We start from the raw sequence: 15449 nt of genomic DNA on the forward strand, positions 1-15449 counted from the left end.
GGGAGAGAGGTGAAACGATGGATATTAAAATTAGTGGATTAGAAAAGACGTTTGGAAAAATGCAGGCGTTAAAACCGCTACAAATTGTAATGAAAAAAGGGGAATTTACCACACTTTTAGGGCCTTCGGGATGCGGAAAAACGACTTTACTTAGAATGATTGCAGGGCTTGAAGAGCCGGATAGAGGTGAAATATATTTTGGAGATAAGTGCATGTATTCTGGTGCAAAAAAAATAAAAACATCTCCTCATGAACGGAATATCGGTATGGTATTTCAAGATTTTGCTTTATGGCCGCATATGACAGTGTTTGAAAATGTTGCATTTGGATTAAGGGCTACAAAGCAAACGAATCATTTACGAGAAAAGGTAGAAGATGCGATAAAGCGAGTTCGTCTGCAAGGTATGGAGAAAAGATATCCGCACGAACTTTCTGGTGGACAGCAGCAACGTGTTGCATTTGCTAGAGCAATTGTAACAAAACCTCATTTTATTTTGTTTGATGAACCGTTAAGTGCACTCGATGCAATTTTGCGTGAAGAAATGCGCTTAGAGCTTATGGATATCGTTCATTCTATTGGTTTAACGGCATTGTATGTAACGCATGATCAAACGGAAGCTATGTCAATGTCAGATCAAATTATTGTCATGAAACAAGGAGAAGTATTACAAAAAGGAACGCCAGAAGATATTTATGTGAAGCCGTCTCATGAATTTGTTGCAAAGTTTGTTGGTAAGGCAAATTGGCTTGTAGAGGGTAAACAAATGATTCGTCCAGAGCATGTGAGCTGGACGAAAAATGAAGTGTGCGACATGTATACAGGTGAAATTCAGCACGTTACATATGTAGGAGAACGTTATGAAGTAAAAGTAAATATGGGGACACTCGGTGTATGGACAGCTTATCACAATAGTAAGCTAAGCGTCGGTAAACCGGTATCGTTATATGTACCAAAAAAATGTATTCATCATATAGGGGGAGAATCGTATGAAGAAATTCAGTTCGCTTAAGTCTTTATTTGTATGCACTTTACTATTTTCTGCTGTAGTAGCAGGTTGTAGCTCAAAGACAGGTAATGTAGATGCAAAAAATAAAAATACTAATGAAAAGAAAATTGTTGTATATAGTGCAGGGCCAAAAGGGTTAGCAGAAAAAATTCAAAAGGACTTTGAAAAGAAAAGCGGTATAAAGGTGGAAATGTTTCAAGGAACAACTGGTAAGATTTTAGCGAGAATGGAAGCTGAAAAGAAAAATCCAGTCGTTGACGTTGTCGTACTCGCTTCTTTACCAGCGATGGAAGGATTAAAGAAAGATGGTCAAACGTTAGCTTATAAAGAAGCGAAACAAGCTGATAAGCTTCGTCCAGAATGGTCGGATGATAAAGGACATTATTTCGGGTATAGTGCTTCAGCATTAGGAATTGTGTACAACACAAAAAATGTGAAGACAGCGCCTGAAGATTGGAGCGATATAACGAAAGGAGAATGGAAAGGCAAAGTGAATCTTCCAGATCCAGCACTTTCAGGTTCGGCTTTAGACTTTGTAACAGGATACGTGAAAAAGAATGGACAAGATGGATGGAAGTTATTTGAACAGCTTAAGAAAAATGAAGTTACAGTAGCAGGGGCAAACCAAGAAGCGTTAGATCCAGTTGTAACAGGTGCGAAAGATATGGTAATTGCGGGTGTTGATTATATGACGTACAGTGCAAAAGCAAAGGGTGAACCTGTGGATATCGTATATCCAAAAAGCGGAACAGTCATTAGTCCACGTGCGGCAGGCATTATGAAGGATAGTAAAAATGTAGCAGGTGCAAAAGAGTTTATTGATTATTTATTATCAGATGATGTGCAAAAACAAGTTTCTAAAGCGTACTTATTGCCAGGTAGAACAGATATAAAAGCTGAAAATAGACCAAATGTAGAAGAGATTCCAGTATTAAATATTGATTGGAAAACAGTTGAGAAAGAACAAGATGAAATAGCAAAACAATTTAAGAAAGTATTTCAATAAGATGGTGATTACATGGTAAATCGATTCGTATCAGTAAGACAATTTGGAGTGACGGTAGCGTTGTTACTTGTGGCGATGTTAATCGTCATTCCGCTTTGTCTCATTTTATTTTCTAGTGTATATGAAAATAGCGGTTGGAATTTTTTAAAGCCTTTTGAAGTCATGCAGAGTGGTGGATTAGCTGGGATTTTTCTAAATTCGATGCTCCTAGGTGTACTCGTTGTAATAGGAGCTACCATATTTGCATTTCCATTGGCGTTCATTATGAGCAAAACAGATGTAGGAAAGTATAGTAAGTTAGATATTGTTTTTATGATTCCATTTATGACCCCGCCTTATATCGGATCAATGGGATGGATTTTGTTTATGCAACCTAACGGCTATTTTGAACAATTTTTTCCAGGCTTAAAGTCGATCTCATCATCGTTTTTTAGTTTAGGTGGTATGGTTTTAATTATGAGTCTGCATTTATTCCCATTCCTTTACTTCATGTTGAAAAATACGTTACTTCAAATTGGAAGTAGTAAAGAAGAAGCGGCAGCAGTTCATGGTGGAAGCTTTTTCTATCGTTTAAGAAAAATAATACTACCGTTATTGTTATCAAGTTATGTGATGGGTGCTTTACTTATTTTCGTAAAGACGATTGCTGAATTCGGAACACCGGCTACATTCGGACGTAGAATAGGATTTCACGTGCTAACATCAGAAATCCATAAATTTATTTCGAGTTGGCCAATTGATTTTAGTAGTGCAACAGCATTATCTTCTTTATTACTAAGTGCGTGTATGCTTATTTGGTATATGCAAAATGTATTGAATCGAAAGTATTCATATGCCATGGTTAGTGGAAAAGGTGTGAAATCTAAAAGGTATACTTTGTCTATAGTTACACGTTTTATAGCATGGATTTATGTAATTGGTTTACTAATAGTAGCAATTGGAATCCCATACTTTTCTATACTTATTGCTTCTTTGTCAAAATTAAGAGGCGGTGGCTTACATTTAAATAACTTTACAACAAACCATTATGAGGCATTGTTTACAATGGGATCCCCAGGGTTAGAAGCTTTATGGAACAGTTTTCTTTTTTCACTTGTAACAGCGATTGTTGCTGTAATTATTGGAGTCTTTTTAGCACTTATGATTCGAAAGGGGAAAAAGTCCTCTGAAAAATGGCTTGATATGTGCGGTATGTTACCGAATATGGTACCAGGAATAGTGATGGTTGTAGGGCTTATTTTATTTTGGAATTCACCATATATGCCTATGTCAATTTACAATACACCAGTCATGGTTATCGTAACGTATGTTGTTCTTTTTTTACCTTATACGGTGCAGTATGTAAAAGCTTCGCTCGGACAAATTGATGATTCCCTTGTACAGGCAGGGAGTATTTTTTCTGGAAATTATATTTATATTTTTAGAAAAATAATATTGCCTCTTATAATCCCGGGCGTTCTTGCTGGATGGGCGATGACATTTACGATTTCGATAAGAGAGTTAGTAGCGTCGCTTCTCGTACTACCTCCATCAGTAGAAACGTCAGCAACGTTTATTTTTGCTCAATTTGAACAAGGGGAAGTATCTATAGGAATGGCGATGGCCGTTGTTTCTGTTGGACTTACAACAATGTGCTTATTACTTCTGCAACATATGGAGCAAAAACGAAAAGGGGTAGCATGATGAGGGTAGAAGTATGGGGAGGAGCAGGAGAATACGGTCGTTCCTGCTACTTCGTAAAAAATAAAGAGACGAAAATATTATTTGATTGTGGTATTAATCGATCCTATGAGGATAGTTATCCAAAAATAGTGAGAGAAGTTGTTCCATTTTTAGATGCGGTATTTTTATCACATATTCATGAAGATCATACGATGGGTTTACCTTTATTAGCGAAGTATGGATATAATAAAAAAATTTGGACGACTCGTTATACGAAGGAGCAACTGCCGTTATATTATGAAAAATGGAGAAACTACAATCTGATGCAAGGGTGGAATTTACCTTATAGCGACCAGCACATAAAAGATTTAAATTATGTATGTATTGATGAGATTAGTAATCCAAATGAATGGATACAAATTACTCCTACATTGCGGTTTCAATGGGGATATAGTGGGCATGTATTAGGAGCTGTTTGGTTTTTAGTTGATATGTGTAGTACATACGTATTTTATTCAGGCGACTATTCAGCAGAGTCTAATATACTACGAGCTAATTTACCTGAGAAATTAGGCCACAATATAAAAGTTGCAATTGTAGATGCCGCTTATCATACTGATGATGTTTCGCAACATGAACGAGTAAACGAACTATATGCAGAAATTGAACGAGCTGCGGGGAAAAAAGGAATAGCATTACTACCATTGCCACCGCTTGGTAGGGCGCAAGATATCGTATTGTATTTATATAAAAAATATAAAGAATATAAAGAACTTCCCATTATAGTAGATCAAGAAATTTTAGATGGATTCCAAGAGATGATTATATATAAAGATTGGATCAAAAATAATGAAGAACTTGAAGAGCTAATGGAGAGTTTAAAAAGAAACATAATAGTTATGGATGATGACAGCGGTATGCAACATAGTTATGGAATAGTTGTAATGAGTGATGCAAATATGCAAACGAAACGAGCGCAATTATATTATGAACAACTTCGGCATGAAGAACGAAATTCTATTATCTTTACTGGGTATATTGCAAAAGGGAGTTTTGCAGAAAAAGTTTTGAAAGAACGTGTAGGTAAAGAATGTAGGGTGAAGCGAGTGCCATATAAAGTTCACCAAAGTATAAGTGATGTGAAAGAGATGTTAAATACACTATTACCAGAACATACGGTGTTAGTACACGCTTTGAAAGAAGATACGGATCGATTGCAGAAAAAGCTTAGTATAGCAGGATATGAAAATGTATATTCACTTGCAATGGAATGTGTAGAATTGACTTAACATGTATAGGAAAAAAAGAATCCATAGACATATGGATTCCTTTTTCTAATATATGAGTATTAAGCTAAATCAGCTGACACGAACATATCATTATTTTGAAGGTTTTTAGAGCGTAAACTATAAGCAACTACCTTCTTTTTATGTTGCTTTACAACATCAACATGCTCTTCATGACTATAAATATAAAATGTAAACTCTTTTTTGCCACGTTTTGCATTGATAATTAAAGGTGTGCCCTCATTGTGAGGCGGTGCATAATAGCGATCTAAAAATAAGCCTTCGTTAAAATCATGAATAATTTTGGATTTCTGTTCGCCTTCTAAATTATTTCCATTGATTGTAACAGTCACATTCTCTTCTTCAAGTTGTGGATGTGTTTCGTACTTGCTAATGATGGATTCAATAACAGAGTTAGGAAGGCTAGAAACGATAATTTTAAATGCTCCAAATACAACTAACATTACAATAAACCAAGTCGTCATAGTATTTCATCCCCTTTATCCCGCATTAATGGTCCGTAAAATCCTGGTTAGTGCGGGCTAATAATCAGTGTGGGATGATCCCCCTTACTGATTAAAATTTCACTTCATCCTATTTAACAATATAACTCATATGGTAATAGTACATATGGTTAAGTTTTGTATATTTTGTGAAAAATTTTCCTTTTCCTGAACGAAATATTAGAAAAAACAATTTTGTTACAAAAAGTTGAAATCAAAGCTTTTTATAAAAAAAAGGTTTATAATAAAAATATAACTAATTACAAGGAAGTGTAACTATGAGTACTGTAGCTATCGTATATGGTATTATTCTTTCCACAATTATTATTTTATTTTTCGTTGGGGTTTCACGTTATATTCATAAATGGAAAGAAGGCGTTGCGAAATTAAATCACATTGAAGAAGAACTTAGTGATTTAATGTTACATCATGGTAAGTAAAAGAGTTATTTTTTAACTAAACAATGTGAAGAATATCACAAAACATGCTCTCGTAATGAAAGCATGTTTTTTTGTTATGTTGTTAATAGGCACATTCCTAAAAAATTCCCATACGATACAGTGTGAAATCAGAAATGTTCGGATCGGGAAAGAGGGATAAAATGAGTAATTCAGGTTATGTTACAGATAATAAAAATTTAAAGAAAAGCTCAGGAACGCCAAATCTTTTCTTTGATTCAAGAAAAAATGTCTTTTTTAAAAGAGATGAGAAAAATGTTGCGTATGAAGTTACGTCAACACAGTTACCGGCGATGATCGGAGGAGCATTTGTTGATTTGTTTATGACGAAGGGTCATATGCGAGAACCACATTGGCATCCGAATGCTTGGGAATTAGATGTTGTTGTCTCAGGGGAAGCAGTTACATCCATTTTAAATCCCGAAACGAATCAATTGCAAAATTATCATTTGAAAGCGGGGCAAACGGTCTTTATTCCAATGGGGTGGTGGCACTGGATCACGGCCGTAACAGAAGAAGTACAATTACATTTATTCTTCAATAACGATCAGTTTGAAACAGCAGAAGGATCGGACGTACTTAGATTAACGCCTCCAGAAGTATTTCAAGCTGCTTACGGTGTAAGTGCAGAGAAGCTAGCGATGGATCTTTCACCAATTAAAGAGTCAGTTGTAATTGGGCCGCCCACATCAAATCGTTCAAAAAGTGATAAACAGACTGACGATTCAAATATAGTAGTTACGTTAAATGGACAAATAACTTCATGTGAAATAGAATAACTCTTTCTATTATTAGGAAGAGTTATTCTATTTTGTATAATTTTGTAATTGGATTCGTTATAATTATGATATAGAAGGGAATGTATTAGAGGGGGCATATTGTGAACATATTAAAGATTATAGGAATTGTTGCAGGAGTCATTATAGTAGCCGTTATAGCTTTCTTTGTTATTATGAAGTACTATTTGTCAAAAGAAGATCCTGATTACGTATTAAAGTACATAAAAGAACATAAAGGCGATAAAACATGTTCATTACTGATTAGAAAAAATGGGGAAGTATTAACATCTATAAATGAAAATGTAAAATTGCCATTAGCGAGTACGGCCAAAATCGTAATAGCAGTTGAATTTGCTAAGCAAGTGTCAGAAGGGAAAATAAGTCGAGATGAACAAATTTCATTACAGGAGCTAGAAAAATATTACGTTAAAAACACTGATGGTGGAGCACATCCTGACTGGTTAGAAGATGCCAAAGCGAGAGAATTAGTGAAAAATGGACAGATTACTTTAGAAGAAGTCGCTAAAGGGATGATTCATTATAGTTCTAATGCAAATACAACATATTTGTTAGAAAAGCTTGGAATAGAAAGAGTAAATGAAAGTATAAAAGAGTTAGAGCTTACCGGTCATGACAAGTTCTCCTCATATACTGCTTCACTATATATGAGAGGATACGTAGAAAAAGAGCTTCATGAGCCAGAAACTCAATCGTTAGAAACGATACGTAACATGTCAAAAGATGAATATAATAAACATGTGTTACAAATACATGAATGGATGAAAGATGAAGAAGAATGGAAAAAACGGGATATCCCATTAAAAGTAGATATGGAATTTCAGCGGATTTGGTCAGATCGATTAGTGGGTGCAAATGCTAAAGATTATATGAGTATAATGGAAAAGATAAATAGTAGAAATTATTTTCCAAAATCAATGCAAGATGAAATTGAGAATGTTTTTAAAGGAACAGTTGAAAATAGTAAGTTTGAATATGCTGGTCAAAAAGGTGGTTCTACCGCATTCGTATTGACAAAAAGCTTGTATACTACAGATAAGCAGGGGAATAAGGTAGAAGTTGTAATCATGTTTAATGATATAGATAATCAAATTACGCACCAAAAGCTTAGAAATAATATAGATTACTTTATTCGAGATGTTATAACAAGTGAAGAATTCAGAAGAAAGTTATAATGGAATAATTTTATTATGTAAACAAAAGAGCGCTTTTTAAAAGGTGCTCTTTTCTATTCATGATACAGGATTTCCTATTTACTGCATGGAATATAGATTGAAACTAAGAAAGGAAGTTGAATAATGACTACAGTATATTTCGTGCGGCATGCTCACTCTACATATACAAAGGAGGAAAGGGAACGGCCCTTATCTGAGAAGGGACACTGTGATGCAGAGAATGTAACAAGATTATTAAAAGATAAACATATTGATGCTGTGATTTATAGTCCGTATAAAAGGGCGATTCAAACCGTGCAAGGGATTGCGAATACATATAATTTATCAATACAACTGGAAGAAGATTTAAGAGAGAGGTTATTAAGTAAAGAGCCAGTAACAGATTTTAACGATACTATTCAGAAAGCGTGGGAAGACTGGACTTTTGCATACGAAGGCGGGGAATCAAGCAATATAGCGCAAAGGCGTGCTGTAATATGTATGCAAAATATATTGGGAAAATATAAAGGTAAAAATATTGTAATAGGTACTCATGGGAATATTATGGTTTTACTTATGAATTATTTTGATCCGAAATATGATTTTCAATTTTGGAAAACCCTTCATATGCCTGATGTGTATAAATTAACTTTTGATAATAATCGTTTCATTTCTGCTGAAAGAATAGAGAAAACAGGTCATCGGATAAATATTTTGTAAAAGTTTATCAAAAAAAGAGGAAAGAGAGAAGGTATTGTAGAAGTATGACTTTGTAACATAAAAAATATTGGTTAAAGGAGGCTGTTTACATGTTTGAGAAAGAGAAAGAAGGGCTTATTGAAGTTCACAACGTATATGAAATCGCACCAGCAGATGGAGCAATTATAGGTATGGCAACGGAAGAAGAAATGGAGATTGCTGCTGAACTAGAGTTACAGTACTATGCCCATTCTCGTTTATTAGAAGCAAATATTCAGTTAGACGGTTCCTCCTATAAAGAGTTACTTCAGGAGTTCCAGGAGTACGAAAGAAAATCAATGAACTTTTGGAGAGCAATACATAAACGTTTAGCTGTGCCATGGGCATGGGTATTACGTATTGATGTTGCGAATGGTCCTATATATGTAAGCAATGGGAGTTCGTATTATGAAGAAGTTGATGATGACGAAGAAGACTATGAATAGATAAGTAAGGAAGCAACTTCAGTTGCTTCCTTTTTTTATTGACAATGAGTGAATGGCTTCAATGATAGTATCTGGGCGATCATTTTCTATCCGATGACTAGCATGTTCAGCCAAAATATATTGGCTATTTATTGAGAGATTTAGTTGTTCACGAATAAGTTCTTGCCACATATCTTCAAGTTGTGTAGCTTCTTCTTTTGGCATACCACCCTCAATTAATTGATTAATAGAATATTGAGGATCTCTACCGATAACGATTAATGGTATTACTAATGTTTTATGTTGTTTTTTTATTGAGTGAGCGCAATATTTCCACTCGGACAGCTCAGCAGCTGTCGCTTTATATAAGGAAGGAGATGTGGAAAATTTGATATGCTGTTTTGTTGTATGGACAAGCATTGATTTTAGTTCATTATAAAGTGCTTCTGCATCCATGTTGGAGTAAGTATGATATTTTTGTAGCCACATATCATCAGAATCAGTTTGATCAGAAACCGGTAAATGCAGTTCATCTAATCGGTGTAAGTTCATGGAAGTAGAATCAACTAAAAGAAGTGCTTGCAGCCTATCTTCATGTAACATTGCAAAATGTTGTGCGCATAAACCTCCATAGGAATGACCGATTAAAATGATTGGCTCATAAATATCAAGTTCATGTAGTAACATATGTAGTTCTTTTACAACTTGCATTGTTGTACGTCGATTAGTTCCTAGCTCACTTTCTCCGTAACCTGGGCGATGATATGAAATGACCGTAAAGTTTTGTGAAAGCTTTTCTATAATAGAAAGCCAATCGTAAAATGAGCAACCCATTCCTGTTTGAATGACTACAGTTTGTTTACTACTACCTCTCATATATACTTCTACATTTTGTCCAAATATCTCTACTGATCTATTAATAGTAATTCCCCCTAAGCTTGAAATACTTTTTGGCAAGTAAAGACGATACACCAGGCGACTATGCCGAAGAGTATAGATGTACTAAGTGAAAAGGAGTTCTTTAAACCGATATAAACAATAAATAATAGTAGTGCAGATGCAGGAAATCCATATAATACGCCTAAAGCGAATTGACTTAATTCCTGTTTACTCCCACCTTCGAAAGAAATCCAAACTAAACTAAGCAAACTAATAAGAGGAAGGGCTGCGATAAAGCCACCAAGCGTACTAAAATATTTGGCAAATTCGGTTACACCCCCAATAATGAGGGCGGAGACGATGACCTTAACGAGGAAATGCATATTTTGCCTCCTTAGCTAATAACGAAAAGGCTTTTTCTATTAGTTGTTGTTCTTCTTTTGATAACTGTGATTCTAATATTTGTATCTTTTCTTTGTCTAGCAAAGTATGCTTTTCTAATGCTTCAATTCCTTCTGTCGTTAATGTAAGATTCACAACTCTTTCATCTTGTTTATTTCTTTCTTTAATGATAAATCCTTTTTGAATAAGGCGTTTTACATGTTCGGACGCTGTATTATGAGATAAACCAAGTTCAGAAGCAATTTTTCCAATTGTTATATCTTTCTCTCGAGAAATGATTTGTAAAATACGAATTGCTTGATGAGAAAGATTGTCTTCATATTCATAGCGTAAGTGATAGTATATTGTCTCCCAATGTGGATTAATGTCTTTCATATTATAATTCCCCCTGATTTTTATATCGTATTATAAGATATATTCGCTTTGTAAGAATTAAATTCCTGTTATTTTCATAATAAATGTTGAAAAAGTTTATTTTTATTGAAATATAAGGTAATCTATGTGTAAAGGTATACATTTAGCAAGAGAGAGGATGATAGCTGTGAATACATTTAAATGGATTAGTCATGAAAAGATGTATGTAGATCAAATACATGTTGAAAAATGTGGTCCTCTTTCAGTCGGCGTATATGGAGGAAATCAAGAGAGTGATGCATATGAAAGAGGAGATGCAGTGCTAGCTTGGTGGGATCCGAAATTAGAATTTGAATTTGTTATGATTTTTGATACACATCATAAAACGAAAAATATACATTATATAATAGAAGCGATTTCAGAAAGAGAAGAAAAACTAAAAGAGTTATTTTCATACCCAATCCATTTAGCTTTTCATCATACACATATGTATTTATTAGCGTTATTTACAGATGAGCTCTTTATCGAGAAATGTGACCAAGATGATGAGGAACTTGCATGTTTAATTTGTTTACGAAAAGGCGAGTTCTTATATTGGCTATCAGTTGGTGATTGCTTCGCGTATTTATTCCATTCAGAGCAAACGAAAAATGGAAAAGGTAGGCTAAATAAGCGTAAGAACTATGAATATATAGGAAGAAAAAATGTTTTTGCAGCGAATACACCTTGCTTTACATCAGGGATAAGGGGATTAGAAAAAGGTCAAAATCACATTGTAATGGCAACAGATGGTATTTTAGAATGTGATAAACGAAAGTTTGATGATGATCAATCTTTAATAGAAATATTACACGACGGAAGTTGCTTACAGATTGAGCCAGTATTAACAAATGTACTGCAGTGGAAAGGGAGAGATTGTGCCACTATTATTGGATGGTCCATTGATACTGAAAATAGACAATGTGCCAATTAATAAATGAAAGAGAGTTCAAGGGTTTTTGTCCTTGAACTCTTTTTTGTTAAGCAATATGAATATGATACGTTTTTAACCATTCATTTACTTGTAGCATATACTCCATAGCACTTCTTGCTTCAAAATTGTTAATCACTTTATTACTTTGATCAGCAATTGCAAGTAATATGGAATGGTTAATGAGTGAGAAAACAGGATTGTTTTTATTACTGCACATATCAAGTGTTAAATTACGGATTGTTTGTAAGTAGTGTGGATCTTGTGAAGTTGGATAAGCACTTTTTCTTCTATTTCGGACGTCATCAGGTAAAGCTGGTTTCAGTGCCCTACGTAAAATTCCTTTTTCAATATTATCAATACTTTTTATGTTGAAAGGAACGTTCCATAAATATTCAACTAATCTATAATCGCAAAACGGTACACGAACTTCAAATCCTACAGCCATACTCATACGGTCTTTACGGTCGAGTAAGAACGGAAGGAATCGTGTTAAAAATAAATAAAACATTTGACGTTGTTTCGCGGATTTTTTACTTTCCCCTTCAAGAGTAGGTACTTCAAGAGCAGCCTCATGGAATCGTTTATTAATATAATGCTCAGGATTACATTGATTTGTTACTTCGCTTAATAATAGAGAAGATGTGTTTTTCCAGTTTGTTAACCATGGAAACTTATCTACATATAATAGTTCTTCTTGATGAAACCAAGGATATCCCCCGAATACTTCATCAGCAGATTCTCCAGATAAAGCTACGGTTGCATCTTTTTTCATTTCGCAAAATAGTAAATAAAGTGAAGTTTCCATTTCGCCAGCACTCGGTAAATCTTTCGCGTGAAGGGGAACGAATAAGTGATTTGCTAATTCTTCAGCATTCACAATTATGTCATGATGCGATGTCCCCACATAATCAGAAACACGTTTTACCCAAGGAGCATCTAGACCAGTGCGAGCAAATGTAAGTTCGAAATCTTTTGCGCTATTTACAAAGTCAACGGAATACGTATGAAGTGTTTTATTTTTCGCTGCAAATTCTTTACCCGCTAGTGCAGTAATACCGCTAGAGTCTAATCCGCCTGATAACATACAAACGAGGGGAACATCGGCAATTAATTGTCTTTTCACTGTATCTTGTAAAATAGATAAAATATGTGAAGATGTGTCTCTGGTAGAGTCTGTATGGACATTACTTTCTAAATTCCAATACTTCTTAACTATTTTTTTATCACGTGTAAATGTTATAGAATGTCCAGCACGCACTTCCTGAATACGTTTAAAGACACCACATCCAGGAGTTCGAAATAAGCCTAATCCAAATATTTCATTTATGCCATCCGCATCAATTTCAGCAGGAACAGATGGATGAGCTAGTAGTGCTTTTATTTCAGATCCGAAAATAATGCTGTCATTTCTTTCAGTATAAAAGAGTGGCTTTACGCCTAAATGATCACGTGCTAAAAATAATTGTTGCTTTTGATCATCCCATAAGGCGAAAGCGAAAATTCCGTTTAAATGTTGTACGCAATCTTCTTTCCATTCTAAATAAGCATGTAGTAACACTTCTGTATCTGAATGCGTTTCAAATGCATGACCACATTTTCGAAGTTGTTCTCTCAGTTCACGGAAATTATAAATTTCTCCATTATAAGTAAGAGCATACGTATAATCATCAGCACGAAATGTCTTCGGCTGCGTCCCGCCTTCTGGGTCAATAACAATTAAACGTCGGTGTGCAAAGGCCGCACGAGGAGAAAACCAAAATCCTTCAGCATCAGGACCACGATGCTGAATACTATTTGCCATCTTTTCTAAAATAACATGTTGATTTGAAAGATCCTTTTTCCAATCTACCCAACCTGTAATTCCACACATACATATCTCATCTCCTAATTTAAAATTATAAAAATAGATTAATTAAATGAAATGTACATCAGGTTAAAGAATGTCTGCATAAACAGTGTACTACACTAATTGAATTCCAGACTTGAGAAAATTTTCTTCAAGCTTATATTTATATGAGACAATGGCTAAGGAAAAGTCTCCCATTACATACAAAAAATAAAAAAAGATGAGAGAAAAAAATTTCCAAAACGTTATATAGGGTGTAAAAGCTTTTACAAAAAAATAAGGGGAATCGCTACATGAAATCAAATGAGAAAAATTTTATAAAAAGATTACAGCGGCAAAAAGAAGATGCGCTAGAATTTGTTGTCGATACATACTTACCGCTCATAAAGGGGATAACGCACAAAGTTCTTCTTCCAGTTCAAAATGATGGATTGATAGAGGAATGTGTAAATGATATATTTCTTTCCATTTGGAATAACGCAAATAAGTTTCATGGAGAGCCGAGTGATTTTAAAAAATGGATTGCAGCGATTGCAAAATTTAAGGCAATTGATTATTACCGAAAAGCGAATAAAAAAGTAGAAATCATTTCAGATGAGTTTCATATAAGTACGGAAAAATCGGCAGAAGACGAATTAATCGTTATGGAAGATAGGGAAGAATTATTGAAGCTTATTAATCAATTAGAACCGTTAGATCAAAAAGTATTCATCATGAAATATCTTCTCGGTATGAAGACAGAGGAAATAGGTGACAAATTAGGATTAACCAGGGCGGCGATTGATAACCGTGTGTACCGTGGAAAAAAGAAACTACAACAAAATGCTACGAATATTAGTTTTGGAGGTAGTGCAATATGAAAGACATTTATGAACTATTAAATGATATTGATATAGATGAAAAAGAACTTGAGGAAATTGAGGCTTCTGAAATTGAAAAAGAAAAAGTGAAGCGTAATGTAAAACAATCAATACGTACGAAGAAAAAGATGAAAAGTTGGAAAAAAGGTGTCGCTGCTGCATCTATTTTAGTAGGATTATCAGTTGCAACGCTTGGTATCGGATTTCCTACATATGCCGGGGGATTGCCAATTGTAGGTGACATATTCCGATTTTTAGATAATGGTAGAACAGGGTTATATGAAAATTATAAAGAGTTTTCGACTGAGTTGAATATGACGAGGGAGAGTAATGGGGTTAAGGTTACAATTAATGATGTAATTTCTGATGGCAGAACATTATCTATAACGTATTCACTGGAAAGTGAGCAAGACTTAGGGGATGATCCTATCATATTAGGCGGATTGGATATAATGGACGCTCATGGTAGTTCAGGAAGTGGGAAAATGACTAAAGTTACTGAAAAAAAGTATGTAGGTATGGTAACAACGACGCACCATGATAGTAATAAAAAGGACAAAATAAACTTTAGATGGAATATAGAGGGAATAGAGATACCAGATAGGAAAAAATCAATACAAGGTAATTGGAATTTCGCGTTAACTGTAAAATCAATGGATAGTAAAGAGAGAACAATTGGTGGAAGTTCGGAAAAAGAAGGTATAAAAGCAAATATGGAAAAGATCGCAATGTCGCCGGTTTCATTTATTCTTTATTACAATCAAGAAGTTTCTAAGGGTGCGAGGAAAGAATGGGATAGTGTAGATGTTGAATTGACGGTTAAGGATGATTTAGGGAATGATTATTCGGGTGAAGGAAATGGGGGAAGTGGCAACGATCCTTACAATATTCGATGGAGTGCTACATTCCAAAAGTTAAACGAAAATGCAACAAAGCTTATCGTTACACCTCGTGTACACTTGCGAGTTCATACACCTGAAAATCATGGTGGAGTGGAGTATGTGAATGGAAAAGAGAAGAAAATAGAAGTGCCGAAAAAAGAAGCGAAGAGTAAAGATATTGTTCTAGATGATATCGTAATTGATTTAAAGAAATAAAA

General features: G+C 34.6%; 17 protein-coding genes. 12 read left to right on the forward strand and 5 right to left on the reverse strand.

Translation table 11 applies throughout. The features are described 5' to 3' along the window. Positions 1-17 precede the first annotated feature (17 nt). From BAQ49_RS08920 to BAQ49_RS08935, 4 genes are read left to right on the forward strand one after another with little or no spacing between them, the layout of a single operon-like run. Complete coding sequence (locus tag BAQ49_RS08920; protein WP_071745023.1) at positions 18-1010, forward strand: ABC transporter ATP-binding protein; 993 nt, start codon at positions 18-20, stop codon at positions 1008-1010. Further along, positions 988-2013, forward strand: a complete 1026-nt coding sequence (locus tag BAQ49_RS08925; protein ID WP_071745024.1) for an ABC transporter substrate-binding protein — start codon at positions 988-990, stop codon at positions 2011-2013. The genes BAQ49_RS08920 and BAQ49_RS08925 overlap by 23 nt, the downstream gene beginning before the upstream one ends. A 12-nt stretch (positions 2014-2025) precedes the next feature. After that, positions 2026-3696 carry an ABC transporter permease gene (locus BAQ49_RS08930; protein ID WP_071745025.1) on the forward strand — a complete coding sequence of 557 codons (1671 nt, stop codon included), beginning with the start codon at positions 2026-2028 and terminating at the stop codon, positions 3694-3696. Then, positions 3696-4964, forward strand: coding sequence for an MBL fold metallo-hydrolase (locus BAQ49_RS08935; protein WP_071745026.1), 1269 nt, complete (start codon positions 3696-3698; stop codon positions 4962-4964). The genes BAQ49_RS08930 and BAQ49_RS08935 overlap by 1 nt, the downstream gene beginning before the upstream one ends. Before the next feature lie 59 nt (positions 4965-5023). On the opposite strand, the gene BAQ49_RS08940 is transcribed toward BAQ49_RS08935, so the two are convergent. Further along, on the reverse strand, positions 5024-5446 hold the full coding sequence (locus BAQ49_RS08940) for a YfmQ family protein (RefSeq protein WP_071745027.1): 423 nt from the start codon (positions 5444-5446) through the stop codon (positions 5024-5026). A 296-nt stretch (positions 5447-5742) separates the two neighbouring features. On the opposite strand from BAQ49_RS08940, the gene BAQ49_RS08945 reads away from it, so the two are divergent. The 5 genes from BAQ49_RS08945 (at position 5743) to BAQ49_RS08965 (ending at position 9057) form a co-directional block, all read left to right on the forward strand. After that, positions 5743-5904 carry a hypothetical protein gene (locus BAQ49_RS08945; RefSeq protein WP_002158451.1) on the forward strand — a complete coding sequence of 54 codons (162 nt, stop codon included), beginning with the start codon at positions 5743-5745 and terminating at the stop codon, positions 5902-5904. A gap of 161 nt (positions 5905-6065) precedes the next feature. Further along, a complete protein-coding gene (locus tag BAQ49_RS08950; RefSeq protein WP_071745028.1) occupies positions 6066-6701 on the forward strand; it encodes a cupin domain-containing protein in 636 nt (211 codons plus the stop codon). A 101-nt stretch (positions 6702-6802) separates the two neighbouring features. Continuing rightward, a complete protein-coding gene (locus BAQ49_RS08955) occupies positions 6803-7894 on the forward strand; it encodes a serine hydrolase (RefSeq protein ID WP_071745029.1) in 1092 nt (363 codons plus the stop codon). A 123-nt stretch (positions 7895-8017) separates the two neighbouring features. Beyond that, positions 8018-8593 (forward strand): histidine phosphatase family protein, encoded by a 576-nt coding sequence (locus BAQ49_RS08960; protein WP_071745030.1) that lies wholly within the window; start codon positions 8018-8020, stop codon positions 8591-8593. Positions 8594-8682: 89 nt separating this feature from the next. Beyond that, the gene (locus BAQ49_RS08965) at positions 8683-9057 is read left to right on the forward strand and encodes a hypothetical protein (RefSeq protein ID WP_000461761.1); all 375 of its coding nucleotides are present in this window, start codon (positions 8683-8685) and stop codon (positions 9055-9057) included. An 18-nt stretch (positions 9058-9075) separates the two neighbouring features. Here BAQ49_RS08965 and BAQ49_RS08970 read toward each other — a convergent pair whose 3' ends face one another. From BAQ49_RS08970 to BAQ49_RS08980, 3 genes are read right to left on the reverse strand one after another with little or no spacing between them, the layout of a single operon-like run. Further along, on the reverse strand, positions 9076-10008 hold the full coding sequence (locus BAQ49_RS08970) for an alpha/beta fold hydrolase (RefSeq protein WP_071745031.1): 933 nt from the start codon (positions 10006-10008) through the stop codon (positions 9076-9078). After that, on the reverse strand, positions 9969-10298 hold the full coding sequence (locus tag BAQ49_RS08975; RefSeq protein WP_071745032.1) for a DUF3147 family protein: 330 nt from the start codon (positions 10296-10298) through the stop codon (positions 9969-9971). The genes BAQ49_RS08970 and BAQ49_RS08975 overlap by 40 nt, the downstream gene beginning before the upstream one ends. Further along, positions 10282-10692: a MarR family winged helix-turn-helix transcriptional regulator gene (locus BAQ49_RS08980; protein ID WP_071745033.1), complete on the reverse strand. Its 411-nt coding sequence runs from the start codon at positions 10690-10692 to the stop codon at positions 10282-10284. Before BAQ49_RS08980 ends, BAQ49_RS08975 begins: the two co-directional genes overlap by 17 nt. 124 nt (positions 10693-10816) lie before the next feature. On the opposite strand from BAQ49_RS08980, the gene BAQ49_RS08985 reads away from it, so the two are divergent. Then, complete coding sequence (locus tag BAQ49_RS08985; protein ID WP_071745034.1) at positions 10817-11644, forward strand: PP2C family serine/threonine-protein phosphatase; 828 nt, start codon at positions 10817-10819, stop codon at positions 11642-11644. A 46-nt stretch (positions 11645-11690) separates the two neighbouring features. Here BAQ49_RS08985 and asnB read toward each other — a convergent pair whose 3' ends face one another. Beyond that, positions 11691-13514, reverse strand: coding sequence for an asparagine synthase (glutamine-hydrolyzing) (gene asnB, locus BAQ49_RS08990; RefSeq protein WP_071745035.1), 1824 nt, complete (start codon positions 13512-13514; stop codon positions 11691-11693). A gap of 269 nt (positions 13515-13783) precedes the next feature. On the opposite strand from asnB, the gene BAQ49_RS08995 reads away from it, so the two are divergent. Next, on the forward strand, positions 13784-14350 hold the full coding sequence (locus BAQ49_RS08995; RefSeq protein ID WP_071745036.1) for a sigma-70 family RNA polymerase sigma factor: 567 nt from the start codon (positions 13784-13786) through the stop codon (positions 14348-14350). Next, positions 14347-15447 carry a DUF4179 domain-containing protein gene (locus BAQ49_RS09000; protein WP_071745037.1) on the forward strand — a complete coding sequence of 367 codons (1101 nt, stop codon included), beginning with the start codon at positions 14347-14349 and terminating at the stop codon, positions 15445-15447. The genes BAQ49_RS08995 and BAQ49_RS09000 overlap by 4 nt, the downstream gene beginning before the upstream one ends. The last annotated feature ends 2 nt before the right edge of the window (positions 15448-15449 follow it).

It is taken from the genome of Bacillus proteolyticus, from assembly GCF_001884065.1.
Classification (GTDB): domain Bacteria; phylum Bacillota; class Bacilli; order Bacillales; family Bacillaceae_G; genus Bacillus_A; species Bacillus_A proteolyticus.

Bases quoted from the DNA above. Each gene is read 5' to 3' on its own strand.
- BAQ49_RS08920 (WP_071745023.1), top strand. From the start codon at position 18: ATGGATATTAAAATTAGTGGATTAGAAAAGACGTTTGGAAAAATGCAG.
- BAQ49_RS08925 (WP_071745024.1), top strand. From the start codon at position 988: ATGAAGAAATTCAGTTCGCTTAAGTCTTTATTTGTATGCACTTTACTA.
- BAQ49_RS08930 (WP_071745025.1), top strand. From the start codon at position 2,026: ATGGTAAATCGATTCGTATCAGTAAGACAATTTGGAGTGACGGTAGCG.
- BAQ49_RS08935 (WP_071745026.1), top strand. From the start codon at position 3,696: ATGAGGGTAGAAGTATGGGGAGGAGCAGGAGAATACGGTCGTTCCTGC.
- BAQ49_RS08940 (WP_071745027.1), bottom strand. From the start codon at position 5,446: ATGACGACTTGGTTTATTGTAATGTTAGTTGTATTTGGAGCATTTAAA.
- BAQ49_RS08945 (WP_002158451.1), top strand. From the start codon at position 5,743: ATGAGTACTGTAGCTATCGTATATGGTATTATTCTTTCCACAATTATT.
- BAQ49_RS08950 (WP_071745028.1), top strand. From the start codon at position 6,066: ATGAGTAATTCAGGTTATGTTACAGATAATAAAAATTTAAAGAAAAGC.
- BAQ49_RS08960 (WP_071745030.1), top strand. From the start codon at position 8,018: ATGACTACAGTATATTTCGTGCGGCATGCTCACTCTACATATACAAAG.
- BAQ49_RS08965 (WP_000461761.1), top strand. From the start codon at position 8,683: ATGTTTGAGAAAGAGAAAGAAGGGCTTATTGAAGTTCACAACGTATAT.
- BAQ49_RS08975 (WP_071745032.1), bottom strand. From the start codon at position 10,298: ATGCATTTCCTCGTTAAGGTCATCGTCTCCGCCCTCATTATTGGGGGT.
- BAQ49_RS08980 (WP_071745033.1), bottom strand. From the start codon at position 10,692: ATGAAAGACATTAATCCACATTGGGAGACAATATACTATCACTTACGC.
- BAQ49_RS08985 (WP_071745034.1), top strand. From the start codon at position 10,817: ATGTGTAAAGGTATACATTTAGCAAGAGAGAGGATGATAGCTGTGAAT.
- asnB (WP_071745035.1), bottom strand. From the start codon at position 13,514: ATGTGTGGAATTACAGGTTGGGTAGATTGGAAAAAGGATCTTTCAAAT.
- BAQ49_RS08995 (WP_071745036.1), top strand. From the start codon at position 13,784: ATGAAATCAAATGAGAAAAATTTTATAAAAAGATTACAGCGGCAAAAA.
- BAQ49_RS09000 (WP_071745037.1), top strand. From the start codon at position 14,347: ATGAAAGACATTTATGAACTATTAAATGATATTGATATAGATGAAAAA.